Origin of the sequence: Qipengyuania polymorpha, assembly GCF_019711435.1 — a bacterium.
GTDB classification, from domain to species: domain Bacteria; phylum Pseudomonadota; class Alphaproteobacteria; order Sphingomonadales; family Sphingomonadaceae; genus Qipengyuania; species Qipengyuania polymorpha.
Genome location: NZ_JAIGNK010000003.1, coordinates 453,130 through 479,105 on the forward strand (window position 1 = coordinate 453,130; position 25,976 = coordinate 479,105).

A 25,976-nucleotide genomic window follows, 5' to 3' on the forward strand; every position below is an offset into this window, starting at 1 on the left:
GAAACATGGAACGAGCCGGAAACTGCTGATTCGCATGGGAATGCGCAGCACTCGCATCGGCCTGCTCGGGGGCAGCTTCAATCCGGCGCATGGCGGGCATCGCCGCATCTCGCTCTTCGCGCTCGAGGCGCTCGGGCTGGACGAGGTCTGGTGGCTTGTCTCGCCCGGAAATCCGCTCAAACCAAAGGCTGGAATGGCGCCGCTCGCCGCGCGGGTCGTCTCTGCTATCGAGCAGGCCAAACGCGCGAGAATCCGGGTTTCTGCCATCGAGCGCGAACTAGGGACCCGCTTCACCGTCGACACGCTCGCCGCGCTCAAGCGCCGCTATCCCAAGCGCGAATTCGTGTGGCTCATGGGTTCGGACAACCTTGCCCAGTTCCACCGCTGGAAGGATTGGCGTGGGATAGCGCGAGCGATGCCGATTGCAGTCATCGCGCGGCCCGGCTATGATGCAGATGCTGTCGCAAGCCCCGCGATGGCCTGGTTGAGGCGCTTCCAGCTGCCTTTGTCCAGCTTTCGAAATGGGGGCGAATGGAGCGCACCGGCACTGGTGACATTGCGTTTCGATCCCGACCCGCGTTCGGCCACGGCCATCCGCCGCGCCGACCCCGACTGGGCATCACGCCACGCCGGTTTTTCCCCGCGAGACCAGGTTACACACCGTCTGATTCCCGCAAGGGAGGAAACGACCACGTGAGGAATCGCGTTGTTCTTTCCATGACGCACCCTATCTCGAGGGCATACCAACTCAGGAGTACGATAAACGCCTATGACTCAGGCGCATACAGATCCGGCTGTCTCCGGGACGACAACGGCGAAGGTCATTCGCATGACTGATGCCGACAAGAAGGAACTGCTCGACTTCGTGCTGAAGCAGCTCGACGACGATCAGGCGCAGGAGGTTGTGACCATCGATCTCGAGGGCAAGAGCTCGATTGCCGATTACATGGTAATCGCCTCGGGCCGTTCGACGCGCCAGGTTGCCTCGATCGCGCAGAAGCTCGCCGAAAAGCTGAAGCAGAACGGCTATGGCCCGGTGAAGCTCGAAGGGCTTCCGGCGGCCGACTGGGTGCTGCTCGACGCGGGCGACATCGTGGTCCACCTGTTCCGCCCCGAAGTGCGCAGCTTCTACAATCTCGAACGCATGTGGGCGTTCGGAGACGCGCCGCCCGTGGCGGGCACGGCGTAATCTGTTTTTCGCGCCGACCTCCGTCGGCGCGTCCTCGGCGCTATTTCGACGCTTGCAGCGTCGAGCACCTGCGGGCGGGCGGTCGCCCTTTGACTGCCGTGACCCAGAACGGGTGCGAACCATGAGGTTTTGCCTTGCTTCTTCACGTCATCGCCCGAGGTAAGATCGCGCGTTCGCCCGAGGCCGACCTCGTGGCGCGGTACGAGAAGCGGCTGACGTGGCCGGTGAAATTCACCGAATTGCCCGAGACCGGCGGGCGCATTCCTGAGCCGCAGACCCCTTTCAGGACCGTGCTGCTCGACGAGCGCGGGAAGGATATTTCCTCCGAAAAACTGGCTGAAACTCTCGAACGCTGGCGCGACGACGGCATGCGCGAGTGCCGTTTCGTGCTGGGCGCTGCCGACGGGCATTCCGAGGAGGAGCGGCGCGATGCCGACCTGCTGCTTGCTTTCGGCAAGGCGACCTGGCCGCATCTGCTCGCCCGCGCCATGCTGGCAGAGCAGCTTTACCGCGCGACGACGATCATTGCCGGTCACCCCTACCATCGCAGCGGATAATCGGGCATCAGACGCCGTGGAAAGCCTGACGTCATGAACCGCGCCGCCGCCAGCCTTGTTGCCGTCATCCTCGCGATTATCGTGGGGACACAAGGCCTTGGCCCGCTTACTGCGCAAACTGCGTCAACCTCCGAAAGCGCTGCTGAAGCACGCGAGGCGCTTGCCATTGCGCGGCAGCAACAGCGTAATGCCCGCCGCCGTGCCGAACAGCTGGAAGCACAGGGCGAGGCCGCCGAGGAAGCGTCGGCCAAGGCGATTGCCGATGCTGCTGCCCTGGCGGCACGCGTCCAGCAAGCGGAGGCGAACGTTTCCGCCGCCGAAGCCGAGCTTGCCCTCGTCGAGCGCGAACGGCGCAGCCTGTCGCGCGACCTTGCACGCCGCCGCGAGCCGCTAGCCCGCCTTACCGGTGCGCTCGAAACGATGGCGCGGCGCCCGCTGGCACTGGCGGCACTCCAGCCCGGCAGCCTGCGTGACGTCGTCCATACCCGCGCGGTCCTCGGCAGCGCCATCCCCATCGTGCGCCAGCGCACCGCCGCCCTGCGTGGAGATTTGAAGCGCGCGCAATCGCTCGAGGCCGAACGCCGCCAGTTCGTCGCCGACCGCCGCGAGGCCGAACAATTGCTGGTCGAGCGCCGCCGCAACATGGTCGCTCTCGCCGAAGAGCAGCGCGTGTTGGCTGAGCAGGCGTCAGGCGGCGCGAATCGCGAGGCAGAGCGCGCGATGGAACTCGCCGAGCAGACGCGAGACCTCGACGCGCTGGTCGGGAGGCTCGAAGAGTCCGCCACCATCCGCCAGCGTCTCGCTGCTCTCGATGGCCCGATTGCCCGTCCCTCGCAGCCGGGTGCCGCCGGCTTGCCATCGCGCTCCTCCGGCAGTGGATCGTCGCAGAGCAGCCTGGATAGCTATATCCTCCCCGTCGCTGGCCGCGTGACGGCAGGCTTCGGCGAGGCCACCAACTCTGGCGGACGCAGTTCGGGCATTACCATCCGCGCGCGCCCCCAGGCGCAAATTGTCGCCCCTTCCGGCGGACGCGTGGCCTTCGCCGGGGAGTACGAGGGTTATGGGCGGATTGTCATTCTCGAACATTCGGGCGAATGGACGAGCCTTGTGACGGGCCTCAGGAGCCTTGCGGTCACCACGGGCCAAGACGTCACCGCAGGGTCGCCTCTCGGCCTTGCCGCCAACGGTGCGCCAGCCATCGGCCTCGAGCTCAGGCGCAAGGGTAAACCGGTCAATCCGCTCGACCAGCTACGCTGAACGCGCGAAAATCCGCTCTTCGCAGAAATTTCCTCGCGAACGCGGCACATTCCGGCTCATCTTTCATTCACCGGCAATGCGATATAGACTGCCGTCACAGACTTCGGAGTTGTGCCTGATATGAAACTTGCCGCCTACCTTCGCTCGGCAGCCCTCGTCACCGCGGTCGCGCTGGTGCCCGCCACCACTGCCGGCCTCGCGCAGGTCGAAGGCAATGCAGGCCCCGAATTCTCGAAACTTTTCGCGGTATATCAACGGGTCAAGGCCAGCTACGTAGAGCCGGTCGAGGACGAGGTGCTCATCAATGGCGCCATCGACGGCATGCTGGCAGCGCTCGATCCGCATTCGGCCTATCTCGACGGCAGCGATTTGCAGCGTCTCGAAACCATGATCGAGGGCAACTATTCGGGCCTCGGCCTCTCGGTAGTGGGCGAAGACGGCGCAGTGAAGGTCATTTCGCCCTTCCGCGGCAGCCCGGCCGACAAGGCGGGCATCAAGGCCGGCGACTTCATCACCCACATCAACGGCGACCTTATCGTCGGGCTGGAGCTCGACGAGGCCGTTGCGCAGATGCGCGGTCCGGCAGGCACTTCGATTAACGTCCGCATATTCCGTCCGGGGCGCAGCGAGCCCTTCGATGTCGACGTCACCCGCGGCGTCATCGAGCTCGAGCCGGTGACCTGGGAACTGCAGGACGGCAACATCGGCCACATCATGGTCAACGAGTTCTCCCGCGACGTGGGGGCCGATGTATTCGCCGCGTGGAAGGCGCTCCAGACCGAGGCGACGGGCCGGATGAACGGCCTCGTGCTCGACCTGCGCAGCAACCCGGGCGGTTCGCTCGACGAGGCCGTCGCGCTCTCCGACCTCTTCCTGACGAAGGGCCAGATCGTCTCGCAGCGCGGACGTGCGCGCGGCGAATCGATTTCCTACGATGCCGAAACCGTGTGGCGCGGCGACATGGCCGAAGGCCTGCCGATCATCGTGCTCATCGATGCAGGTTCGGCCTCGGCCAGCGAAATCGTCGCAGGCGCGCTGCAGGACCATCGCCGTGCCGTCATCATGGGCGACCGCAGCTTCGGCAAGGGCAGCGTGCAGTCGCTCCTGCCGCTGGGCCGCGATGCTGCACTCAAGCTGACGACCGCGCGTTACTACACTCCCTCGGGCCATTCGGTGCAGGAAGGCGGCATAAAGCCCGATATAATGGTCCCGCAGTTGTCGGATCCCGACCTCGCTGCGCGCGCCAAGTTCACCATGCGCGAGAGCGATCTGCGCGGCCATCTCATCAACGACCTCGGCATTAAGGACGAGGATCTGGAGCGCGACAACCGCGACGACCCGCGCTTCCAGCAGACTGCCGAACAGCTCGAGGAGCAGGGGATCGAGGATTTCCAGCTGCACTATGCGCTCGAGACCCTGCGCCGCACTACGCCGAGGGCCGTTGCCAGCCGTTCGAAGTAAGGCTAGCGGCTGAAGCGTGAACACGGATAGTCCGAACCTGAAGCTGGCCCAGCGCACCGCGCTCGCCGTGCCCGCACTCCTGCTGGCGGGCGCCTATATCTCGCAATACGGCTTCGGCCTCTACCCGTGCGAAATGTGCTGGTGGCAACGGTGGCCGCATTTTGCCGCCGTTGCGCTGGCGCTGGTGCCCTTCTTCGCGCCGCCCAAGCGCCTTTGGGTCGCGCTGGCTGCGGGCGGGATCCTGACTTCGGGCCTCATCGGCCTGTTCCATGCGGGTGTCGAATATGGCTGGTGGGAAGGCATCACCTCCTGTGCCGCCATCCCGCAGACAGGCTCGGGTGAAAGCGCGCTCGACGTCATCATGAACGCCCCGCTGGTGCGCTGCGACGAACCGGCGTGGACGCTGCTCGGTATCAGCCTTGCCGGTTTCAACTTCCTGATTTCGGCAGCGGCCAGCCTGTTCGTCTTCAACCTGCTGCGGAAGGACACCAAGGCATGACGAAAACACCAGCCAGCAGGACCCCCGACCACATCGCGCGCATGATCCGTGTCGATCAGGCGGGCGAATTCGGCGCGACCCGCATCTATGCAGGACAGCTTGCCGTCATGGGCGACCGCGCGCCCGATTCCGCAGAAATTGCCGGCATGGCCGAACAGGAAGCGGGCCACCGTGCCAAGTTCGATGCGCTGATGGCGCGGCGCGGAGTGCGCCCCACCGCGCTCCAGCCCTTCTGGGACAAGGCGGGCTTCGCGCTTGGCGCAGCGACTGCGCTCCTCGGGCCGGAAGCCGCCATGGCCTGCACCGCCGCGGTCGAAACCGAGATCGACCTCCATTATTCGCAGCAGCTCGACCAACTCGAAGCGACCAACGAAGACCCCGAACTTGCCGCGATGATCGAGGAGTTTCGCGAGGACGAGCGCGAACACCGCGATGCCGCGCTGGCCGCCGGGGCCGAGCGCGCGCCCGCTTATCCGGTGCTGTCGGGTCTCATCCGGCTGGGCTGCAAGGCGGCGATCAAGATTTCCGAGCGTATCTGACGGGAACGCAGACCCGTTCTCGCTCGCTTCATCGATAGTTCACGCGGGATAGCGCCAATGTGCGAATGTCCCGCTCGCAAGAGGCCCAAGATGACCAAGTCCCTTTATGCTCTCGCCGCCCTTTCCGCCGGTCTTGCTGTACCGGCCATGGCCCAGACGCCCGTCGATACCGGCGATGAAAGCTACAATATGGTCATCGTATATGGCGACGACGAATGCCCGCAGGGCGAGGACGGCACCATCGTCGTCTGCGCACGCCAGGCCGAAAGCGAGCGCTACCGCATCCCCGAAAGCCTGCGTTTTACCGACGGGCCCAAGGCCGAAGCCTGGGTCAACCGCGTCGAGCGCCTCGAAACGGTCGGGAAGTCGGGCATCATGTCCTGTTCGCCCGTAGGTGCGGGCGGTTTCACCGGCTGCACGCAGCAGATGATCGAGGCGGCCTATGCCGACAAGGAAAACGCATCTTCGGTCCGCTTCGGCGAAGTGATTGCCGCCAAGCGCGAAGAGCGCCTGTCGACCATCGATGCCGACGCCGAACGTACGCAGGCCGAGGTCGAGATGATCGAGCGCGAATATATGGAGCGGCTCGAGAAAGAGCGCGATGCGCCTGCGCCGGGCGAGGAAGACCTGCCGACGGTCGGCCCGGTCGACGAAGCGGAAGTGGTGGCCGAGGACGACAGCGAAGGCTGATTTCGCTTTTCTGTCAGTCATTTGCGGCTAGACCGTGAGAATGGCTGCCAAACCCAAGATCCTCACCGTCTTCGGCACCCGCCCCGAGGCGATCAAGCTGTTCCCATTGGTCCATGCGCTCCAAGCGGACGACCGCTTCGACAGCCGTGTCTGCGTATCGGCGCAGCATCGCGGAATGCTCGACCAGGTGCTGGCTATTGCCGGGGTGGAGCCGCATCACGACCTCGACCTGATGACGGCGGGCCAGACGCTCGACGAACTTACCGCACGCGCTCTGACGGGCATCGGCAAGGTGCTCGACGAGGAGCAGCCCGACTGGGTGGTGGTGCAGGGCGATACGACCACGGTCATGGCGGGCGCCATCGCGGCCTATTACCGCAGGATTCCCGTTTGCCATGTCGAGGCGGGCCTCAGGAGCGGGGATATCCACCAGCCATGGCCTGAAGAGGTGAATCGGCGTGTGGTGGGGACCTTCGCAAAAATGCACTGCGCGCCGACGCAGACCAGCGCCGATGCACTGCTGAGGGAAAATGTCGACCCGGCAAGTGTCCACGTGACGGGCAACACGGTTATCGATGCGCTCCAGTGGGTGACGAAGCGTATCGAGGAGCAGCCTTCGCTCGCCTCGGGCCTCTCGGAGCTTGAACAGCGGTTCGCAGGCAAGCGCATCATCGGCATGACCAGCCACCGCCGCGAGAATTTCGGCGAGGGCATGCAGAATATCGCCAATGCGGTTAAGCACATTGCTTCACGACCTGATGTTGCGGTGATTTTTCCCGTGCATATGAACCCCAATGTCCGCGCTGTGATGAACGAACAGCTCGAAGGTCTCGACAATGTCGCGCTCATCGAACCGCTCGACTATCCGCATTTCGCACGCCTGCTCGACATCAGCCATCTCATGCTGACCGACAGCGGCGGCGTGCAGGAAGAGGCGCCCGCGCTGGGCAAGCCGGTGCTGGTGATGCGCGAGACCACTGAGCGCCCCGAAGGCGTTGTGGCCGGAACGGCGAAACTGGTCGGGACCGATGCCGACACCATCGTGCGCGAGACGGAGAAGCTGCTCGACGACCCGCAAGCCTATTCCGCCATGGCCCGCGCGCATAATCCCTTTGGTGACGGGCACTCCTCGCAGCGCATCTGCGACTTGCTGGCGGATCGGGCATGATTGTCGGTATCGCCTTCGCCGCATTCGCCCTTTTTGGGCTTCAGCACCTCCTGCGGAAGGATGTGCGACGACTTACTCGCCCAATCGTAACGGTCGATGCAGAAGTCATAGGAAATGAGATGCCGAGTGGTTTCTGGTTTGTCGAAGGACCGACTGCACGCCTAAGTTTCGTCTACTCAGGCAGAGAGTATTCGGTGCTCCATACCTTCCAGACTCCCAGGCAAATCGGCACTATCGAGACGCTGAGCTTTCCGGAAGGCCATCCTGAAGATGCGCGCGAACCTCAGGCCTATGCGCGCGGCGTACTCTACGCGCTTTTGCTTCTGTTCTTGGGGTTGGGTGTGGCTATTGCAAACGGCGTTGTGTGAAGTCTCACAGGCCGTGGTAATCCCTGAACCACTGTACGAATTTCGGCACCCCCGCATCGATTGACGTGGTTGGCTGGTAGCCGATGTCGCGCTGGATGGCATCGATATCGGCATAGGTCTTCTCGACATCGCCCGGCTGCATCGGCAGCAGCTCGACCTCGGCCTTTTGGCCGCAAGCTTCCTCGATAAGCTCGATAACGCGGGTCAGCTTCTCGCTGCGATGGTTGCCGATGTTGTAGAGCGCATGCGGCTTCACGCTGCCGCCTGCCTTTTCCTCTCCGTCATCGGCAGGCGGCGAATCGAGACAGGCGACCACGCCGCTCACGATATCGTCGATGAAGGTAAAATCGCGCCACATCTCGCCGTGGTTGAACACCTTGATGGGGCGTCCGGCGAGGATGGCATCGGTGAACAGCCACAGCGCCATGTCGGGGCGGCCCCACGGTCCGTATACGGTGAAGAACCTGAGGCCTGTCAGCGGAGTGCGATAGAGATGGGCGTAGGTTTCGCTCATCAACTCGTCCGCCTTCTTGGTCGCGGCATAGAGCGAGACGGGATGGTCCGCGCGGTCCTCGACAGCGAAGGGCAGCTTGTCGTTGCCGCCATAGACGCTCGAGGAGCTGGCATAGACCATGTGGTCGACCTTGCGGTGGCGGGCGACCTCGAGCAGGTTCACATGGCCCATAAGGTTCGCCTCGACATAGGCGCGCGGGTTCTCGAGGCTGTAGCGCACGCCCGCCTGCGCGCCCAGATGGATGATGCTGTCGAAGTGCTCGCCTTCGAGTGCGGCCGACAGCGCCTCCCAGTTGGAAAAATCGACCTGCTTGAAGGTAAACCGCTCGCCCGCCGACGCGGCGACATGCGCCACGCGGTCCTTTTTCAGCGAGACCTGGTAATAGTCGTTGAGGTTGTCGATGCCGAGCACCTCGTCGCCGCGCGCACACAGCCGCTCGGCGACGGCCGCGCCGATGAAGCCTGCCGCCCCGGTGACGAGGACCCGTGCCACTTCAGACCTTATCGAGCGCGATGTCGGGCGCGTCTTCCTGCTTCATACCCACGACATGATAGCCCGCATCGACGTGATGCGTCTCGCCGGTCACGCCCGAGGACAGGTCCGACAGGAAGTAAAGGCCCGAGCCACCGACATCCTCGATCGTGACATTGCGGCGCAGCGGCGAGTTGTACTCGTTCCATTTCAGGATGTAGCGGAAGTCGCCGATGCCGCTGGCGGCCAGCGTCTTGATGGGCCCCGCACTGATGGCGTTCACGCGAATGCCTTCGGGGCCGAGGTCGTTGGCGAGATACTGCACCGACGTTTCCAGCGCCGCCTTGGCCACGCCCATCACGTTGTAATGCGGGATGACCTTCTCCGCGCCGTAATATGTCAGCGTCAGGATGCTGCCGCCATTGGGCATCATCTCGCGCGCACGCTTGGCGACGGCGACGAGGCTGTAGGCGGAGATGTTCATCGTCATCAGGAAGTTGTCGAGGCTGGTGTCGACATATTTGCCGCGCAGCTCGCTCTTGTCCGAAAAGCCGATGGCGTGGACGACGAAATCGATCGTGTCCCAGCGTTCCTTCAGCGTGTCGAAGGCGCTGTCGAGCGCGTCCATGTTCGACACATCGCATTCGAAGACGAAGTCGCTGCCGAGCTGCTCTGCGAGCGGCGCGACACGCTTCTTCAGTGCTTCGCCCTGGTAGGAGAACGCCATCTCGGCGCCCTGCTCGTGCAGCTGCCTGGCGATGCCCCAGGCCAGCGACTTGTCGTTCGCCAGACCCATGATGAGGCCGCGTTTGCCCTTCATCAGACCGCTCATTCCTCGTTTCCTTCCTGCTCTTCCTGCATTTCCCGTGCGAGCTGCGCCCTTCGCCGGTCGTCGTCCTGCCCGATGGCGATCATCTCCTCTTCCGGAGTTTCCGCTAGGGCAGCATTGAGTTCCGCGCCGATAACGACCCCTAAGCCCACAAGCCAGAAAAAGAACAGCGCAATCATCACCCCGGCCAGCCCGCCATAGGTGAGGTCGTAGGTGAAAAAGTTGCTGAGCACAGCGGGCATGATGGTGGTGACGGCAATCCACCAGATGGTCGTCAGCAGCACGCCCGGCCACTTGGGATAGCGGCGGCGGCGGTATTTCGAAGGGGTCAGCGTGTAGAAGATGAGGTACAGCGAGCCGAACAGGCCGAGCGCGGGCACGATGCGTGACAATTGCAGTTCGAGCAGCCGGTCCACGAGTTCGGGGAAATAGGCCTCGATGACCTGCTGCGCGGTCCCGATGACGAATTGCGCCATCAGGCTGAGCATCAAGAGCAGCACCGCGCCGAGGATGACGCCGGTCGAGAACAGGCGGTATTTCCAGAAAGCCTTGGTCGCTTCGGTGCCATAGGCCCGGCGCAGGATGTCGCGGATGGTCTCGACGAGGCTGCCGACAGTCCACAGTGCCACCAGCGCTCCGGCCCACAGCAGCCAGCCCGAGCGGGCCTGGACCACATCGCGCGCCACCGGCTCGATCACATTGCCGACCACGGGGGGCAGGGCAAAGAGGACGGCATTGATGGTCGCCGCCCGCTCGCTTTCCTCGCCGATGGCGGAAAATATCGCCGCGCCGAGGATGAAGAAGGGAAAAATCGCCAGCATCGCGAGGTAGGCGAGGTTGCCGGCGTGGATGAAACCGTCGTTATAGGTTCCGACAAGCGTGCGCTTGGCCACTTCCCATGCGCGCGTCCCCGGGCCGACATGGTTCTTGATGCGGCCGCCCAGATGCTGGGCCTCCTTCCGGCGCGCCTCGGGCGACAGCGAATGGACTTCGCGTTCCTCGGGCGGGGGAAGGGGGTGCTGGGTCAGGTTACACCTGGAGCTTGCTGCGCGGGTCGCTTTCGTCCTTCCACCCATCGAGCCGCTTGGCAAGTTCGCCAAGGTCTTCCGGCAGCTGGATTTCGAGCGTGACGAGCTGGTCGCCGCGGCTGCCGTCCTTCCTGGTGAAGCCCTTGCCCTTCAATCGCAGCACGGTTCCGCCGCTGGTACCGGGCTTGATGGTCATCATCACCGGCCCGTCGACCGTCGGCACGCGGACCTTGCCGCCGTTTACCGCCTCGTCGAGCGTGATCGGCAGGTCGAAGCGCACATCGAACCCGTCGCGCTGGTAAAGCTTGTGGCGGTCTATCTTGATGGTGACGAGGCCATCGCCCGGGCCGCCCGGTCCCTGCTCGCCCTTGCCCTTGAGGCGCATCTGCGTGCCGTCTTCGACACCCTTGGGCAATTTCAAATCGATGGTCTTGCCGTCGGCCAGCGTGATGCGCTGGTCCTTGAGCGTCGCTGCCTCGACGAAGGACAGGCGAAGCGTATAGCCGATGTCTGCACCCTTTTGCGGAGGCGCGCGCCGCCCTCCAAAGGGGTCGCCGCCCATGCCGCCACCGGGACGAGCGCCGCCACGCGGGCCGCCGCGGCCTCCGCCGAAGAGGCCTTCGAAAATGTCGCCGAGGTCGACCTGCTCATTGCCGAAGCCTTGGAAGTCCTCTGCCCGGAAACCGCGCTGGCCGCCTGCACCGCCGCGGAAACCGCCGCCACCGAAGCCGCCTCCGCCGCCCATTCCGCCGAAGGGATTGGTCGGATTGCCCTCCATGTCGATTTCGCCGCGGTCGAATTGCGCGCGCTTGTCCTTGTCGGAGAGGAGGTCATAGGCCTTGGTTACGTCGGAGAACTTCTCCGCCGCCTTGGGGTTGTCCTTGTTGCGGTCCGGATGCAACTCCTTGGCGAGCTTGCGATAAGCGCTCTTGATCGCTTTTTCGTCGGCCGAACGCGGAACGCCGAGAGTGGAATAGGGGTCTGCCATGGTGTGTTAGCTAGTTGCTACGCCGGATGCGCGCAAGATGCCCTCGCGCGCAGCGGGCTTTCCTACGATTGCGGGGGCGGCTAGGGGATGGGTCATGTGCTCGCTCAATGTGCCGAAAGCCGCCAAGGTTCCGCGATTTAGCCGGGAATTCGGCCTCCCGGATTATCTGCCGATGGACCGTGTTCCACGTGTTCCATCCTGTAGGAGCCTGCGATGAACGAGGCACAAAGCGCGATTCCGGTCACCGACCCCTTCGCCTTGTTCGAGGAATGGTTTGGCGAAGCCAAGGCGGCCGAACCCAACGACCCCAACGCCATGGCGCTGGCCACCGCCACCCCCGATGGCCGCCCCTCGGTGCGCATGGTGCTGCTGAAGGGTCACGGCTCGCAATGGGGTGAGGGCGGCGGTTTCGTCTTCTACACCAACGCCCAGAGCCGTAAGGGCGAGGAAATCCGCGCCAATATGCAGGCCGCGCTGCTGTTCCACTGGAAGAGCCTGCGCCGCCAGATCCGTATCGAGGGCACGCTGACCGAAGTGTCGAGCGAACAGGCCGACAGCTATTTCCACTCGCGCCCGCGTGCCTCGCAAGTCGGCTCCGCGGCCAGCGACCAGTCGCGCCCGCTGCCCGACAGGCAGGTCTATCTCGACCGCGTGGCGGCGCTGGAAGAGCGTTTTCCCGAAGGCGATATCCCGCGCCCGCCGCACTGGACCGGCTTTCTCCTGACCCCGCACACGATCGAATTCTGGCGCGACCGCAAATTCCGCCTCCACGACCGGCGCCAGTTCACGCGCCCGGGCGCGAAGGAGGCGTGGTCGGATACGCTGCTTTATCCATGAAATCATCCGCTTCCCTCAATTCCGTTCGTATCGAGCGGAGGACGCAGTCCGCAGTCGAGATACAGGCGAAATTGCGCCAACATGTCTCGACTACGCTCGACACGAACGGAGGCCGGGGTGACCGATAATCGCGCCATACTAGCCCGTTCGGCAGCGATGGCCTCCATCACGGTGGCGGTCATCCTCGTTGCGCTGAAGTCGTGGGCGAGCTGGAAGACCGGCTCGACCGCCATGCTCGGCAGCCTCGCCGATTCCGCATTGGACCTCATCGCCAGCATGGCCACGCTGACCGGCGTATGGATTGCCTCCATGCCGGCGGACGAGGACCACCGATTCGGCCATGGCAAGGCAGAGGCGCTGGCGGCGATTTTCCAGGTCATGCTGATCACGCTCTCGGCCTTCGGCATCGCGGTGCGGGCGATCAGCCAGCTGGTCGAGGGTGGACAGACCACGGCGGCGGAGGAAGGCATTGCGGTCTCGCTCATCGCCATCGCGCTGACATTCGCGCTGCTCGGCTGGCAGCGCTATGTGATGCGCCGGACGCGCAGCCTCGCGATTGCGACCGACCACCTCCACTACAAATCGGACCTGTTCCTCAATCTCGCGGTCATCGCCGCTCTGGTGCTCGACCAATATGCCGGATTGGGCATGGCCGACCCGCTGTTCGGCCTCGCGATTGCAGCATGGCTGGGTTGGGGCGCCTTTTCGGCCGCGCGCGATGCCGTTGACGATTTGATGGACCGCGAATGGCCCGAAGAAAAGCGGCTGGCCTTTGTCGAAGCTGCGGCGAAGCACCCCGAGCTTTCGAACCTTCACGATTTGCGCACTCGCACCAGCGGCAACCGCGATTTCGTGCAATTCCATGTCGATATGCCGCCGACCATGACAGTGGAAGAGGCGCACGACATCATCGAACGGGTGGAAGAAGACCTGTGTCGCCGCTTCCCCAACATGGAGCTACTCATCCATATCGACCCCGAGGGCCATGTCGACGAACCCGACAACCCGCTGGTCGAGGAAGATGAATTCGCCAAGCTGGAGGGCGATGCCAAATGAAGCTGCCCTATACCCATGTCGATGCCTTCGCCTCGCGCCCATTCACCGGCAACCAGGCGGCAGTGATGCCGCTCGATGCTTGGCTCGATGACGAAGTGCTGCAGGCCATCGCGGAAGAGAACAATTTCGCTGAAACCGCCTTCGTGGTGAAAGACGAGACGGGCGAGGCCGACTGGGAATTGCGCTGGTTCACGCCGACCGAGGAAGTACGGCTCTGCGGGCATGCGACGCTTGCGAGCGGACACGTGCTGCTGGAGCGCGACGGAGGCGATGCGGTGACTTTCCGGACAAGGAAGGCTGGCGTGCTCGAAGTCCGGCGGAGCGAGGCGGGGTATGAACTCGCGCTCCCGCTCATCGAGACAAGCCCGGACGAATGGGAAGAGGCGGTCGCGCTATTGGGGGCCGAGCCGAAGGAAGTCTGGCTCAATCCCGAAGGCTACGGCGTCTATTTTTACGACAGCGAGGCCGAGGTGCTGGCACTCGACCCTGACCTCAAGGGCCTGAAAGCACTCGGGAACGACCAGTTCATCTGCACCGCCTATGGGGAGACTACCGATGTCGTCAGCCGCGTTTTCGTGCCCGGCGGAGGGGTGGACGAGGACAGCTTCACCGGCTCGGCGCACGCTTGCCTCACCCATTTCTGGAGCGAAAAGCTGGGCCGCGACAGCTTCAGCGCCTTCCAGGCCTCGCAGCGCGGCGGTCATGCGCAATGCCGCCGCGAGGGCAACCGCGCGGTGCTCGGCGGCGAGTGCGTGACCGTGGTGGAGGGAAGCTTCTACCTGCCTTCGGAAGGGTAAAGCTCGACGATATCGGCGAGCTGCTGGAGCATGGCGATACGCTCCGCGCGGTTCGAATGGCCCAGCCGCACCACCGTCAGCCCCTGTTCGGGCGAGACGAAGACATATTGCCCCATGTGGCCAATCTTCGAGAAGGCCGAATGCGGGGCACGGTCTGGGAAGAGCGGATGATGCGTCCCGCCTGTCGGCCGGTTGAGCCAGGTCTGGAGGCCGTATTGCGGCGATGCGGGGCTGGGCTTGACCATCTCGGCCACCCAGCTGCGCGGGACGAGCTGCTCGCCGCGGTAGGACCCCTTGTTGCGCAGCAATTCGCCCAGCTTCGCCCAGTCGCGCGCATTGGCATGCATCAGGCTCCCGCCGATGAGCGTGCCTGCGCGGTCGAATTCTGGGACCATCGAGGTGGCGCCCAGCGGCTCGAACAGGCGGGCGTGGAGATAGTCGGACACCGCGCGGCGGCGCGCTTCGGCATGGTCGGCATCGGACAAAGTCCGCGCAGCGATGTCGGCAAGGATGACCGTCGTGTTCGATGAATATTCGAACTTCTCGCCCGGCTCGGCCTCGGGCGGTTGGGCAGTGGCGTAATCGGCCATGTCGTCGCGCCCGTCGAGGAAGAGCATGCGCACCTCGCTGCTCTCGTAGGGCGGGTCGCCGGCTTCGGTATGTTCGAGGCCGCTGCGCATCTGGAGCAGGTGGCGCAGGGTGATGTCGGCGCGCGGGTCGCCGCTCCGCTGCCAGCGCGGGACGGGGGCAGGCTGGTCGAGCCGCAGCAGCCCGTCGCCGACCAGCTGGCCGATCATGATGGCAGTGACCGTCTTGGCCATCGACCAGCTGATGAAGCGGGTCTCGGCATCATAGCCTTCCGCATAGCGTTCGGCGGCTATCTTGCCGTCTTTCATCACGATGAGCGCACGCGTTTCGCCGAGGCCTTCTTGTGTGAAAAGGTCGTCCACCTCGCGGGCCAGTGCCTTGCTCGGCGCGCCGGGATTCTCGGTCACCGCGGCCAGCGCTTCGGCGCTCAGTTCGGGCTCTTCGGCAGGTCCGGGACCGCCGCAGCCGACAAGGCTTGTGGAAGCGAGGGCAAGGGCGATAAGGGGGTGCGGCCGCGAGAACATCCTCGCGTCACTCGCATGAGGAATGTGCCCGCGCAATGGCGAAAAAACGCTCTCTCCTGTCCCGCTGGTGGCTCTGGCTCGCCGTGCTGGTTGCAGCCCTGCTGGGCGCGGCATGGCTGGCCTATGGCGAGGGACTGGCGAAGACCGGCGCGGCAGGCACGGCCTATGGCGCGCGGGTGGCGTGTTCCTGCCGCTTCGTGGCGGGGCGCGACATGGACGACTGCGCCAAGGACAAGCTCGAAGGCATGGAGATGATATCCTTCAGCGCCAACGAGACCACCAGGAGCGTGACCGCTTCCATCCCCTTCATCGCCTCCGACACGGCGACCTATCGTGAGGGCTATGGCTGCATGCTGAAGAAGTGGGAAGACTAGGCTTCCGCCTCGAGGAAAGCGGCGTAGGCATGCCGCAATCCTTCCTCCAGCCCGATTGACGGCGACCAGCCGAGCGCGGAAAGCTTCGTGCAATCGAGCAGTTTGCGCGGCGTGCCGTCGGGCTTCGAGGTGTCGGTCACGATGCGGCCTTCGTACCCCACCGTCGCGGCCACCTTCCGGGCAAGGTCGAGGATCGCGATATCCTCGCCGAAGCCGACATTGACGTGCGATTCGCCCGAATAATTGGCGAGCAGGAAGATGCAGGCGTCGGCGAGGTCGTCGACATGGAGGAACTCGCGCTTCGGCGTGCCCGTGCCCCAGATGGCGACTTCCGCCGCACCTGCGAGCTTCGCCTCGTGGAAACGGCGGATGAGGCCGGGGATGACGTGGCTGCCTTGCGGGTCGTAATTGTCGCCCGGGCCGTAGAGATTGGTCGGCATGGCCGAGATGAAGTCGCAGCCATATTGCGTGCGATAGGCGGCGGCGAGCTTCAGCCCGGCAATCTTGGCAATCGCATAGGCCTCGTTGGTCGGCTCGAGTGCGCCGGTGAGCAGCGCGTCTTCGGTTATCGGCTGGTCGGCATGCTTGGGGTAGATGCAGGACGAACCGAGGAAGAGCAGCTTCTCGGTCCGCTGCTGCCGCGCCGCCTCTATGACATTCGCGGCGATGGCGAGATTGTCATAGAGAAATTCGCCCGGCCGCGTGGCATTCGCCATGATGCCGCCGACCCGCGCTGCGGCGAGGATGACCGCGTCGGGCTTATGCTCGGCGAACCAGCCGCGCACCGGCGCCTGTTCGCGCAGGTCGATCGAGCGGTCGGCGGTGAGAACCTCGCAATCCTCAGCTCCCAGCCGCCGGACCAGAGCCTTGCCCACCATGCCGCCGTGGCCCGCGACATAGATGCGCTTACCCGCCAGCGGATAGAGGCTCACGCCGCGCCTGCCTCGGCTTCGGCCAAATCGCTCTGGTACATTTCGCGTGCCAGCTCGCGCACCGGAGTGCTGGCTTCCCAGCCGAGCTTTTCCTTCGCCTTGCTGGCATCGCCCAGGAGGAAATCGACCTCGGTCGGGCGGAAATAGCGCGGGTCTATTTCGACGAGGCAGCGGCCCGTGGCCTTGCAATAGGCCTTCTCGTCCTCGCCGGTGCCGCGCCATTCGAGTTCGAAACCGGCATGCTCGAACACCCACTGGGTGAATTCGCGTACGCTGATGGTGACGCCGGTGGCAAGCACGTAGTCGCCCGGCATGTCCTGCTGCAGCATCATCCACATGCCGCGCGCATATTCCTTCGCATGGCCCCAGTCGCGCTTGGCATCGAGATTGCCGAGGTAGAGCTTGTCCTGCCGCCCCAGCTTGATGGCGGCGGCCGCGCGGGTAATCTTCCGAGTCACGAAGGTCTCGCCGCGCACCGGGCTCTCATGGTTGAACATGATGCCGCAGCTGGCGTGCATGTTGTACGCTTCGCGGTAGTTGACCGTAATCCAGTGCGCATAGAGCTTGGCCACCGCATAGGGGCTGCGCGGATAGAAGGGTGTAGTCTCGGTCTGAGGGATTTCCTGCACCATGCCGAACATCTCGCTGGTGCTGGCCTGAAAATAGCGCGTGTGGCCTTCCAGCTTGAGGATGCGGATGGCCTCGAGCAGGCGCAGCGCACCCAGCGCATCGGCATTGGCAGTATATTCGGGCGTCTCGAAGCTCACCTGCACATGGCTTTGCGCGGCGAGGTTGTAGACTTCGTGCGGCTGCACTTCCTGCATCACGCGGATGATATTGGTGGCATCGGTCACATCGCCGAAATGCAGATGCATCGAAGGGTTGGGGTCGTGCGGGTCCTCGTAAATGTCCTCGATACGGCCCGTGTTGAAGGAAGAGGAGCGGCGCTTGATGCCGTGAACCTCGTAACCCTTCTCCAGCAGCAGCCGCGCAAGATAGCTGCCGTCCTGACCGGTCACCCCGGTTATCAATGCCCGCCTGGCGCTCAACCCGTTTCTCCTTGTTTTTCGAAAGCGGTAAGCCTCAGCGAGGCGCTTTGGCAAGTCAGGCGTCGCAGGCGGTGGTCGAATCGATCCAGCCGCCGCCCACGACCCGCTCTCCGGCATAGATGACCGCGGCCTGCCCCGGCGCGACGCCGAATTCGGGCGTTTCGAAGCGCAGCGTCGTAGGCGCATCGTCCCCCAGCGGGCCTTCGAGCGTGACGGGAACCGGTTTTGCAAGGCTGCGGACCTTGGCGGTCAGCGGTAGGTCTGGCAGCGGGCCGATGCGGTTGGTTTCGACCAGATGCGCCGCCGAGACCGCCAGCATGCGCTTCGGGCCGACCTTCACCTGCGCTTCGGCAGCGTCGATACCGACAACATAGAGCGGTTCGGGCTGTCCGCCGATATCGAGCCCGCGGCGCTGGCCGACGGTATAATGGATGACACCCTTATGCTCGCCCAATTCCTCGCCGGTGGCGGCATGGACGATGGCTCCGGCGCGCGCGCCTTCGGGGCGCATCTTCTTGACGATCTTGGCGTAATCGCCGTCGGGGACGAAGCAGATGTCCTGGCTGTCGGGCTTGGCCGCATTGCGAAGGCCAAATGCTTCGGCCAGTTCGCGCACTTCGCTCTTGGGCAGGCCGCCCAAGGGGAAGCGCAGGTAATCGAGCTGGTCGTCGGTCGTCGCGTAAAGGAAATAGGACTGGTCGCGGGCAGGGTCGGTCGCACGGTGGAGTTCCGCGCCCGCCGCGCCCATCACGCGCTGGACATAGTGGCCGGTGGCGAGGCAATCCGCGCCGAGTTCGCGCGCCATGGCGAAGAGGTCGGTGAATTTCGGTCCCATATTGCAGCGGATGCAGGGGACGGGCGTACGGCCGGACAGATATTCGTCGGCAAATGTCTCGACTACTTCCTCGCGAAATGCGCTTTCGTGGTCGGAAACGTAATGCGCGATGCCGAGCCGGTCGGCCACGGCGCGGGCATCGGCGATGTCGTCGCCCGCGCAGCATGCGCCCTTGCGGCCCGTCGCCGCGCCATAGTCGTAGAGTTGCAGCGTGATGCCGATCACTTCGGCACCGCTCTTCGCTGCCAGCGCTGCCACGACCGAGGAATCGACGCCGCCCGACATGGCCACGACGATGCGGGCCTCGGACGCGGGCTTGCCAAGGTCGAACAGCGCGGCGGCGCCGGCCGGGTCGAGATAACGGGATTCGGGCATGCGCGGCCCCTTACACAAAGCGCGCGTCCGGCTCCAGCATTTACCGAAATCCGCCGCGAAACATGATTCACGACCTCTTTACCATGTGCGCCTATCAGGGTCGGCATGTTTGAGGGGCAATTCAGCAAGAAGAGCGTCGAAGAGGCGCGCAAAACGGATGTTTTGCACCAGTTCCGCTGGACGGAGCTGGTCGCCAAGCTTTCGGCGACTCGCGAGCTGCGTGAAGAGCTGGCGCGCAATGAAGCCGGGGGTTTTGAGGCCTTTGGCGAAGTCCGCCGCGAAAATGGCGAAACAAGTAAACGGGCTGTTAACCACACTGGTTTAGCGCATGGCAAAGACGAGGCGCTAAACGGGGGCCAAGCCGCAACTGGTGCGGTGCACGGCGACCGAGAGAAATAGATGATCGAAAATCAGGACATCCGCCCTGCACAGGTAATTGGCCCGCTTGGCGAGCCGCTGACCCTTGAGGACCTGCCCAAGCCTTCGACGAAGCGCTGGGTCGTGCGTCGCAAGGCGGAAGTGGTGGCAGCCGTGAACGGCGGTCTCTTGACTATCGACGAAGTGCTCGAGCGCTACGGCCTCACGCTGGAGGAATTCGCGTCCTGGCAGCGCGCGGTCGATCGTTCGGGCATGCAGGGCCTTCGCGTCACCCGCATCCAGCACTATCGCGACCTTTACGAGCGCCAGTTCAAGTACTGAGCGCGTGCTCCCGCACAGCGGTGCGGGAACCAAAACCTCCTGAATCCGCTCAACTCCCTGTCCCCGCTGTGAGGAGAGGGAACCGCCGGTCTTGCCGCCCGTTCGGGTGTCATAGGGTCGGATGGGAGTGTAACAGGAGGTTTTACAATGGGTTGGATTATCGCAATCATCGTCGGCGGCGTCGCCGGCTGGCTCGCAAGTCTCGTCATGAACCGTGACGCGTCGATGGGCATTTTCTGGAATATCGTTGTCGGCATCGTCGGTGCGCTTATCGGCAATTTCCTGGCAGGCACGCTGCTCGGCATCGAGGGCACTATCCAGTCGTTCAACCTGACCGGCTTCATAATCGCAATCGTCGGCGCCATTGTGCTGCTCGGCATCGCCAATCTCGTCCAGCGTGGCCGCGTGCGGTAACCCCGAGGACGCCAAGAACTTACCGGATGGGCGGTGCAACAAGCGTTGCGCCGCCCTTTTTCCATGTGCCGGAGGCAGCGAGGGCACACCTGCTCGACATTCGTCCGCCGTTTTCGCCTCCCCGTCGAGCACGACATTGCCGTTCAACCCCCGCTGTCCTATTGGGAAATCCGCAGGCTTGCGCTTTGTGATTTAGTCAACTAACACACCAAGCGAAGACAAGCCGCTGCCAACGGGGCCAGCAAAATGACGTATGAATCGGAAATTCGGGCGCAGGGCACAGAGCCGGTCGAGATGGGTCTCGATGGCGAAACGCTCGGGGGAAAACAGCAGATGAGTCGCAAACGCCGCAATATCGTGCTCGCACTCATCGCTGCTGTCCTCGTCGCGATTGCCGCCTATTTCCTGATGGCCGGTGACGATGCGCCTGCCGAACAGGCTCCGCAGCTCCAGGCCGTGACCGTCGTCGCGCCGGGCCGCACCACCGTCGAGGGCGAGATTACAGCCACCGGGACGCTGGCTGCGCGCCGCTCAATGCCTGTGGGCGTGGTGGGCGAGGGTGGCCGCGTGGTTTCCGTGCCAGTCGACGCCGGTAGCTGGGTGCGCCAGGGCCAGGTCCTGGCGGTCATCGACCGTTCGGTGCAGTCGCAGCAGGCGCAAAGCGCCGCCGCACAAATCCAGGTCGCGCAGGCCGATGCCAATCTCGCACAGGCCAATCTCGACCGCGCGCTGCAGCTGGTCGAGCGTGGTTTCGTCTCCAAGGCGGATGTCGATCGCCTCACGGCTACCCGCGATGCGGCGGTGGCTCGCGTCCGCGTCGCGCAGGCGCAATCACGCGAATTGCAGGCGCGCAACGCCCGTCTCAACATTGTCGCTCCTGCTGCGGGCCTCATCCTCGAGCGCAATGTCGAGCCCGGCCAGACGGTGAGCGGTGGCTCGCCGCCGCTGTTCACCATCGCCAAGGGCGGCGAGATGGAAATGCTCGCCCAGCTCGGCGAGACCGAACTCGCCAGCATTCGTGCCGGCGCCAGCGCCGAAGTCACTCCGGTGGGCTCCGACCAGAGCTTTACCGGCCAGGTGTGGCAGGTCGCCCCGACTATCGATCCGCAGACCCGGCAGGGGACCGCCCGGGTGGCGCTCTCCTACCGCCCCGAACTGAAACCCGGCGGCTTTGCGAGCGCGACCATCAATTCCGGCACGGTCGTCGCCCCGGTCCTTCCCGAAAGTGCCATCCTCGACGACGACGGACAGCCCTATGTCTATCTCGTCGACAGCGAGAACAAGGTCGCACGCCGCGACGTGGAAACGGGTATGATCACCTCGGCGGGACTGACGATTACCGAAGGCCTTACCGGCAGCGAGCGCGTCGTGCTGAGGGCGGGCGGCTTCCTGCGTGAAGGCCAGGAAGTGGCGCCCAAGCTGCAAAAGAACGCGAACTGAGCCGATGAATTTCCGCTATCTCTCCGCCTGGAGCATTCGCAACCCGGTCGTGCCGCTGGTGCTCTTCGTAGCACTGACCATCGCTGGCATGATCAGCTTCCTGCGGATGGAAGTGCAGAACGATCCGGATATCGATTTCCCTGCGGTCATCATCTCCATCTCGCAGCCCGGCGCTGCGCCGACCGAAATCGACACGCAGATTACCGAGAAGGTCGAATCCGCCATCTCCTCGATGGAAGGGGTCGAGACGATCACCAGCACCGTGCGCGAGGGCAATTCGCGCACTTTCGTGACCTTCGAGATCGGCAACGACGTCAACGACCTCGTCAACGAGGCGAAGTCGAACATAGACCAGATCCGCGGCGACTTGCCCGACGGCATCATCGAACCGCGCGTCTACAAGGCGCGGGCTGGCGGCGGCAGTTTCGCCAATTACGCCGTGGTAGCCGACGACATGACGATGGAGCAGCTGAGCTGGTTCGTCGACGACACGGTTTCCAAGCGCCTGCTCGCAGTCCCCGGCATGGCGAGCGCATCGCGCAGCGGCGGGGTGAACCGCGAAATCCGCGTTATTCTCGATCCGGCGCGGATGCAGTCGCTCGGAGTGACCGCTTCGCAGGTCAATGGCTTCCTGCGGCAGAACAATCTGAACGCAGGCGGTGGCCAGGCGGAAATCGCCGGTGCGCGCCAGTCGGTGCGCGTGATTGGCAATGCAAAGACCGCCTACGAGCTCGGCCAGCAGCGCATTTCGCTCGGCGGCGGGCGCTCGGTCAAGCTCGCGGACATCGCGGATGTGCGCGACGGCCAGAGCGAGATTACCTCCGTATCCAAGGTCGGTGGCCAGCCCGTGGTCACGATTGCCCTGTCGCGCGCGCGCGGCAAGTCGGACGTCACGGTCTACGACGAAGCCCAGATCGTCATGCAGCAGATCGAAGAGGAATATCCGGGCATCGAGTTCGTCGAACTCTTCAACATCGTCAAATACACCAAGGCGCAATACGAAAGCTCGATTGCCGCGCTGATCGAAGGCGCCATTCTGGCGGTGGTCGTGGTGTTCTTCTTCCTGCGCGACTGGCGCGCGACGCTTATTTCCGCAATCGCCATCCCGCTGTCGGCCATCCCGACCTTCTTCTTCCTCGACTACATGGGCTTCACGCTCAACCAGATGAGCCTGCTCGCGCTGGGACTGGTGGCGGGGGTCCTGGTCGATGACGCGATCGTCGAAATCGAGAACATCGTGCGCCATATGCGCATGGGCAAGACGGCCTATCAGGCCTCCATCGATGCGGCCGACGAAATCGGCCTTGCCGTGGCAGCCACCAGCTTCTCTATCGTCGCGGTGTTCCTGCCCGTGGCGCTCCTGCCGGGCATTGCCGGCCAGTATTTCGAGAATTTCGGGGTCACCGTCGTCGTCTCGGTGCTAATGAGCCTTGCTGTGGCGCGCATGATCACGCCTATGCTGGCGGCCTACTTCCTCCAGCACCATGGCGAGGCCGACCACGCCAACGGCCCGTGGATCGAGCGGTATTCGCGCGTGCTCGAGTGGACCCTCGACCGCGACAAGGCCCGTGCCATCAAGGCGGACAAGATTGCCCGCAAGGGCCGCATCGGTTTCTTCGGCAAGCTCGCCGCCCATTTGCGGGGCGATCACCGCGCGTGGATCATGGGCGTGGGCCTCCTGTCGTTTATCGCCACCATCTTCCTCTTCATCGTCACCCCGAAACAGTTCTTCCCCGATGCGGACTTCGATTTCGCGCAAGTCGGCATGTCGATGGTGCCGGGCACGACGCTCGAGCAGACGCAGGACCGCGCCGAGCAGGCCCTCGCCATCATCGAAGAGCAGCCTGAAGTCGACAACGTCCTGATGACGGTCAACGAGGGCAGCGCCGAATTCTTCATCACCTACTTGCCCGAACGCGAGCGCAAGAGCGACGAGATCGCACGCGAGGTGTCGACCCAGTTCCGCCAGGTCCCCGATGCGCGGCTCAACTTCCGCAACATGCAGGGCGGCGGCGACGGCGGTCGCGGGCGCGCGATCAATGTCATGCTGTCGGGCAGCGACCCCGAGCTGCTTGAACGGACCGCGGAAACGCTGGTCGAGCAGATGGGCGAGATCCCCGACCTGCAAGGCCCGCGTGTCGAGGCCGACCTCCAGCGGCCCGAACTCATCATCACGCCGCGTGCCGACCTTGCGGCCTCGCTCGGCGTGACGACCGCCTCGCTCAGCCAGGCCATCCGGATCGCGACAATCGGCGAAATCGACCAGAATGCCGCGCGCTTCTCGCTCGAAGGACGCCAGATTCCCATCCGCGTGATGCTGCCCGAGGATTCGAGGGACCGCATTGCCACCATCCAGAACCTGCCCGTGCCCACGGCGACCGGCGGCTCAGTCCCGCTCGCGCGTGTTGCCGATATCCGCTTCGGTGCAGGCCCGACGAGTATCCAGCGCGAGGATCGCCAGCGCCGCGTCTATGTCAGCGCCGACCTTTCGCCGGGCGCCGAAGAGGGCGTTGCCAAGCGCAAGATCGACCAGCTTCCGATCATGCAGGACCTGCCGCTAGGCGTCTCGAACGCCCCGAGCGGGCAGGACCGCTGGCTGGCGGAGTTCTTCGTCAACTTCCAGATCGCGCTGGTGGCGGGCATCCTGCTGGTCTTTGCCGTGCTGGTATTGCTCTACCGCCGCCTGATGTCGCCGCTGGTGAACATGGGCTCGCTGCTCCTGGCACCGCTGGGCGGCATCCTGGCCATCATGCTGGCGGGAATCTCGCTCTCGCTGCCGGTCTTCATCGGCATCCTGCTCCTCTTCGGGATCGTCGCGAAGAACTCGATCCTGCTGGTCGATTTCGCCATTGAGGCGATGGACGAAGGCCACCGCAAATACGACGCCATCATGGAAGCAGGGCGCAAGCGCGCGCAGCCCATCGTGATGACCACGGTCGCCATGACTGCCGGCATGATCCCGACCGCTGTCTCGCTCTCGGCCGATGGCGCTTGGCGCCAGCCAATGGGCGTCGCGGTTATCGGCGGCCTGATCCTGTCGACCTTCCTCACGCTGCTTATCGTCCCGGCAGGCTTCAGCCTTGCCGACGGCATCGAGAAGCGCGTCGGGCCGTGGCTGCGTAATCGCCTCCTGTCATATCGACCGGGAATGGACGACGGCACCATCCGCGGGCAGAAGCCCGGGATACATCCGGCGGAGTAAGCGTCGCCTAGGATATGGCGGGCAAACCCGAAACTCTCTCTTCCCTGGGCGCAGCGCCGCTCCCGCCCGACCGTGCGCGGGTTATGCGCCGCACGGCCACCGGCATGCTGGTGCTGATGGCGGCTATCTTCATCGCCTCGGGGCGCTGGCTCGATCTCCATCCGGCATGGGGCTACGTCCACGCCTTTGCCGAGGCGGCCATGGTCGGCGGCCTGGCTGACTGGTTCGCGGTCACCGCATTGTTCCGCCGGCCGCTGGGCCTGCCGATCCCGCACACGGCCATCATTCCCGAGAACAAGGACCGCATCGCCGACACGATGGCGGGCTTCCTGCGGGAGAATTTCCTCACCCCGCAGGTGGTCGCGCGCCGCATGGGGGCGATGAACCTTGCAGGGGCTGTGGGGAGCTACCTCGCCGACCCCAAGGCGATGCAGGATTCGCGTGTGCGCGTCGGCGCGGGCGAACTCGCGGTCGAAGTGCTCGAATCGCTCGACCCCGAACGGCTCGGCACACAGGTGCGCGCCGGCCTCGCTGCCCAGATAGAAAAGCTCGAAGTTGCCCCGCTCATCGGCGGCATGCTCGATGCGATGATCGAGGACGGGCGGCACAAGCTCATCATCGACAAGATTATCCGCTGGGCCGGACTCGTGCTCGAGGACAACGAGCAGATGGTCCGCGACATGGTCCACAAGCGCGCCAATGCCGTACTGCGCTTCACCGGTCTCGACGAGCGGCTCGCCAATTCGGTCATCGATGGCCTCTACAAGCTGCTCGCCGAGGTGCTGGTCGATCCCGAGCATCCCTTGCGCGACAAGATCGAGGAAGGCCTCCACGAACTGGCCCGCGGCATGCGCGAGGACCCCGAAATGCAGGCGCGGGTGGAGCGGATGAAGGTCGAACTGCTCAAGAATCCAGCCATTGCCGACTGGTGGCAGGCGGTATGGGAACGCATCCGCGCGCGGCTCATCAAGAGCATCCGCGAGAGCGGCGGCGCGGGTAAGGGCTATCTCGGCGAGACGCTGGCCGAGCTGGGTGGCGCGCTACGCGACGACCTGCGCCTCCAGCAGCAGGTCAATCGCTTCGCGCGCCGCACCGCTGTCGGCGTGGCCCAGCGTTATGGCGACCAGATCGTCCAGCTGGTGAGCGAGACCGTGCGCCGCTGGGACGCCACCACGCTGACCGACCGCGTCGAGAGCGCCGTCGGCCGCGACCTCCAGTTCATCCGCATCAACGGCACGCTGGTGGGTGGGCTGGTAGGCCTCACCATCCACTTCATGTCCGAAATGCTCGGCTAGG

The 25,976-nt window shown here is 64.4% G+C and carries 28 protein-coding genes; 20 read left to right on the forward strand and 8 right to left on the reverse strand.

From position 1 onward, the window contains the following. The first annotated feature begins 40 nt into the window (after nucleotides 1-40). From K3152_RS11035 to K3152_RS11080, 10 genes are all read left to right on the forward strand, one after another. Entirely contained in the window at nucleotides 41-697 is a 657-nt protein-coding gene (locus K3152_RS11035; protein WP_221574152.1) for a nicotinate-nucleotide adenylyltransferase, read from the forward strand. A 132-nt stretch (nucleotides 698-829) separates the two neighbouring features. Next, nucleotides 830-1,189 carry a ribosome silencing factor gene (gene rsfS / locus K3152_RS11040; protein ID WP_040964822.1) on the forward strand — a complete coding sequence of 120 codons (360 nt, stop codon included), beginning with the start codon at nucleotides 830-832 and terminating at the stop codon, nucleotides 1,187-1,189. Between the two features lie 134 nt (nucleotides 1,190-1,323). Next, a complete protein-coding gene (locus K3152_RS11045) occupies nucleotides 1,324-1,746 on the forward strand; it encodes a 23S rRNA (pseudouridine(1915)-N(3))-methyltransferase RlmH (protein ID WP_221574153.1) in 423 nt (140 codons plus the stop codon). 33 nt (nucleotides 1,747-1,779) lie between these two features. Then, on the forward strand, nucleotides 1,780-3,003 hold the full coding sequence (locus tag K3152_RS11050; protein WP_221574154.1) for a murein hydrolase activator EnvC family protein: 1,224 nt from the start codon (nucleotides 1,780-1,782) through the stop codon (nucleotides 3,001-3,003). A 120-nt stretch (nucleotides 3,004-3,123) separates the two neighbouring features. Continuing rightward, nucleotides 3,124-4,464 (forward strand): S41 family peptidase, encoded by a 1,341-nt coding sequence (locus K3152_RS11055; protein ID WP_221574155.1) that lies wholly within the window; start codon nucleotides 3,124-3,126, stop codon nucleotides 4,462-4,464. A gap of 16 nt (nucleotides 4,465-4,480) precedes the next feature. Further along, nucleotides 4,481-4,963 carry a disulfide bond formation protein B gene (locus tag K3152_RS11060; protein ID WP_221574156.1) on the forward strand — a complete coding sequence of 161 codons (483 nt, stop codon included), beginning with the start codon at nucleotides 4,481-4,483 and terminating at the stop codon, nucleotides 4,961-4,963. Further along, the gene (locus K3152_RS11065) at nucleotides 4,960-5,502 is read left to right on the forward strand and encodes a demethoxyubiquinone hydroxylase family protein (protein ID WP_221574157.1); all 543 of its coding nucleotides are present in this window, start codon (nucleotides 4,960-4,962) and stop codon (nucleotides 5,500-5,502) included. The genes K3152_RS11060 and K3152_RS11065 overlap by 4 nt, the downstream gene beginning before the upstream one ends. A gap of 90 nt (nucleotides 5,503-5,592) precedes the next feature. Further along, a complete protein-coding gene (locus K3152_RS11070) occupies nucleotides 5,593-6,192 on the forward strand; it encodes a hypothetical protein (RefSeq protein WP_221574158.1) in 600 nt (199 codons plus the stop codon). 40 nt (nucleotides 6,193-6,232) lie between these two features. Beyond that, entirely contained in the window at nucleotides 6,233-7,360 is a 1,128-nt protein-coding gene (gene wecB / locus K3152_RS11075) for a non-hydrolyzing UDP-N-acetylglucosamine 2-epimerase (RefSeq protein ID WP_221574159.1), read from the forward strand. After that, on the forward strand, nucleotides 7,357-7,728 hold the full coding sequence (locus K3152_RS11080) for a hypothetical protein (protein ID WP_221574160.1): 372 nt from the start codon (nucleotides 7,357-7,359) through the stop codon (nucleotides 7,726-7,728). Before wecB ends, K3152_RS11080 begins: the two co-directional genes overlap by 4 nt. 4 nt (nucleotides 7,729-7,732) lie before the next feature. Here the strand turns inward: K3152_RS11080 and K3152_RS11085 are convergent, their stop codons facing one another. From K3152_RS11085 to K3152_RS11100, 4 genes are read right to left on the reverse strand one after another with little or no spacing between them, the layout of a single operon-like run. Then, nucleotides 7,733-8,734 carry an SDR family NAD(P)-dependent oxidoreductase gene (locus tag K3152_RS11085; protein WP_345719802.1) on the reverse strand — a complete coding sequence of 334 codons (1,002 nt, stop codon included), beginning with the start codon at nucleotides 8,732-8,734 and terminating at the stop codon, nucleotides 7,733-7,735. Between the two features lies 1 nt (nucleotide 8,735). Continuing rightward, nucleotides 8,736-9,545 carry an enoyl-ACP reductase FabI gene (fabI, locus tag K3152_RS11090; protein WP_221574161.1) on the reverse strand — a complete coding sequence of 270 codons (810 nt, stop codon included), beginning with the start codon at nucleotides 9,543-9,545 and terminating at the stop codon, nucleotides 8,736-8,738. Beyond that, nucleotides 9,542-10,618, reverse strand: coding sequence for a YihY/virulence factor BrkB family protein (locus K3152_RS11095; protein ID WP_247713354.1), 1,077 nt, complete (start codon nucleotides 10,616-10,618; stop codon nucleotides 9,542-9,544). Before K3152_RS11095 ends, fabI begins: the two co-directional genes overlap by 4 nt. Then, the gene (locus tag K3152_RS11100) at nucleotides 10,572-11,558 is read right to left on the reverse strand and encodes a DnaJ C-terminal domain-containing protein (RefSeq protein ID WP_221574162.1); all 987 of its coding nucleotides are present in this window, start codon (nucleotides 11,556-11,558) and stop codon (nucleotides 10,572-10,574) included. The genes K3152_RS11095 and K3152_RS11100 overlap by 47 nt, the downstream gene beginning before the upstream one ends. Before the next feature lie 213 nt (nucleotides 11,559-11,771). On the opposite strand from K3152_RS11100, the gene pdxH reads away from it, so the two are divergent. From pdxH to K3152_RS11115, 3 genes are all read left to right on the forward strand, one after another. Next, nucleotides 11,772-12,395, forward strand: a complete 624-nt coding sequence (gene pdxH, locus K3152_RS11105) for a pyridoxamine 5'-phosphate oxidase (RefSeq protein WP_221574163.1) — start codon at nucleotides 11,772-11,774, stop codon at nucleotides 12,393-12,395. A gap of 117 nt (nucleotides 12,396-12,512) precedes the next feature. After that, nucleotides 12,513-13,451 carry a cation diffusion facilitator family transporter gene (locus K3152_RS11110; protein WP_345719803.1) on the forward strand — a complete coding sequence of 313 codons (939 nt, stop codon included), beginning with the start codon at nucleotides 12,513-12,515 and terminating at the stop codon, nucleotides 13,449-13,451. Next, nucleotides 13,448-14,248 (forward strand): PhzF family phenazine biosynthesis protein, encoded by an 801-nt coding sequence (locus tag K3152_RS11115; protein WP_221574165.1) that lies wholly within the window; start codon nucleotides 13,448-13,450, stop codon nucleotides 14,246-14,248. Before K3152_RS11110 ends, K3152_RS11115 begins: the two co-directional genes overlap by 4 nt. On the opposite strand, the gene K3152_RS11120 is transcribed toward K3152_RS11115, so the two are convergent. After that, the gene (locus K3152_RS11120) at nucleotides 14,227-15,360 is read right to left on the reverse strand and encodes a serine hydrolase domain-containing protein (protein WP_221574166.1); all 1,134 of its coding nucleotides are present in this window, start codon (nucleotides 15,358-15,360) and stop codon (nucleotides 14,227-14,229) included. The genes K3152_RS11115 and K3152_RS11120 overlap by 22 nt on opposite strands. A gap of 35 nt (nucleotides 15,361-15,395) precedes the next feature. Here K3152_RS11120 and K3152_RS11125 point away from each other — a divergent pair, with 35 nt between their 5' ends. Beyond that, nucleotides 15,396-15,734 (forward strand): hypothetical protein, encoded by a 339-nt coding sequence (locus K3152_RS11125; RefSeq protein WP_221574167.1) that lies wholly within the window; start codon nucleotides 15,396-15,398, stop codon nucleotides 15,732-15,734. Here the strand turns inward: K3152_RS11125 and K3152_RS11130 are convergent. Genes K3152_RS11130 through mnmA form a run of 3 tightly spaced genes read right to left on the reverse strand, consistent with a single transcriptional unit; the run spans nucleotide 15,731 to nucleotide 18,925 of the window. After that, nucleotides 15,731-16,666, reverse strand: a complete 936-nt coding sequence (locus K3152_RS11130) for a GDP-L-fucose synthase family protein (RefSeq protein WP_345719804.1) — start codon at nucleotides 16,664-16,666, stop codon at nucleotides 15,731-15,733. The genes K3152_RS11125 and K3152_RS11130 overlap by 4 nt on opposite strands. Then, a complete protein-coding gene (gene gmd / locus K3152_RS11135; RefSeq protein ID WP_247713355.1) occupies nucleotides 16,663-17,715 on the reverse strand; it encodes a GDP-mannose 4,6-dehydratase in 1,053 nt (350 codons plus the stop codon). Before gmd ends, K3152_RS11130 begins: the two co-directional genes overlap by 4 nt. Before the next feature lie 55 nt (nucleotides 17,716-17,770). After that, nucleotides 17,771-18,925 carry a tRNA 2-thiouridine(34) synthase MnmA gene (mnmA, locus tag K3152_RS11140; protein ID WP_221574169.1) on the reverse strand — a complete coding sequence of 385 codons (1,155 nt, stop codon included), beginning with the start codon at nucleotides 18,923-18,925 and terminating at the stop codon, nucleotides 17,771-17,773. 105 nt (nucleotides 18,926-19,030) lie between these two features. Between mnmA and K3152_RS11145 the strand changes: the two genes are divergently transcribed. From K3152_RS11145 to K3152_RS11170, 6 genes are all read left to right on the forward strand, one after another. Continuing rightward, complete coding sequence (locus K3152_RS11145; protein WP_221574170.1) at nucleotides 19,031-19,324, forward strand: hypothetical protein; 294 nt, start codon at nucleotides 19,031-19,033, stop codon at nucleotides 19,322-19,324. Beyond that, the gene (sciP, locus tag K3152_RS11150) at nucleotides 19,325-19,624 is read left to right on the forward strand and encodes a CtrA inhibitor SciP (protein ID WP_040964402.1); all 300 of its coding nucleotides are present in this window, start codon (nucleotides 19,325-19,327) and stop codon (nucleotides 19,622-19,624) included. A 147-nt stretch (nucleotides 19,625-19,771) separates the two neighbouring features. Continuing rightward, nucleotides 19,772-20,038, forward strand: coding sequence for a GlsB/YeaQ/YmgE family stress response membrane protein (locus K3152_RS11155; protein WP_040964401.1), 267 nt, complete (start codon nucleotides 19,772-19,774; stop codon nucleotides 20,036-20,038). A 246-nt stretch (nucleotides 20,039-20,284) separates the two neighbouring features. Continuing rightward, a complete protein-coding gene (locus K3152_RS11160; protein ID WP_221574171.1) occupies nucleotides 20,285-21,478 on the forward strand; it encodes an efflux RND transporter periplasmic adaptor subunit in 1,194 nt (397 codons plus the stop codon). A gap of 4 nt (nucleotides 21,479-21,482) precedes the next feature. Beyond that, nucleotides 21,483-24,680, forward strand: coding sequence for an efflux RND transporter permease subunit (locus K3152_RS11165; protein WP_221574172.1), 3,198 nt, complete (start codon nucleotides 21,483-21,485; stop codon nucleotides 24,678-24,680). 83 nt (nucleotides 24,681-24,763) lie between these two features. Then, on the forward strand, nucleotides 24,764-25,975 hold the full coding sequence (locus K3152_RS11170) for a DUF445 domain-containing protein (protein WP_221574402.1): 1,212 nt from the start codon (nucleotides 24,764-24,766) through the stop codon (nucleotides 25,973-25,975). The last annotated feature ends 1 nt before the right edge of the window (nucleotide 25,976 follow it).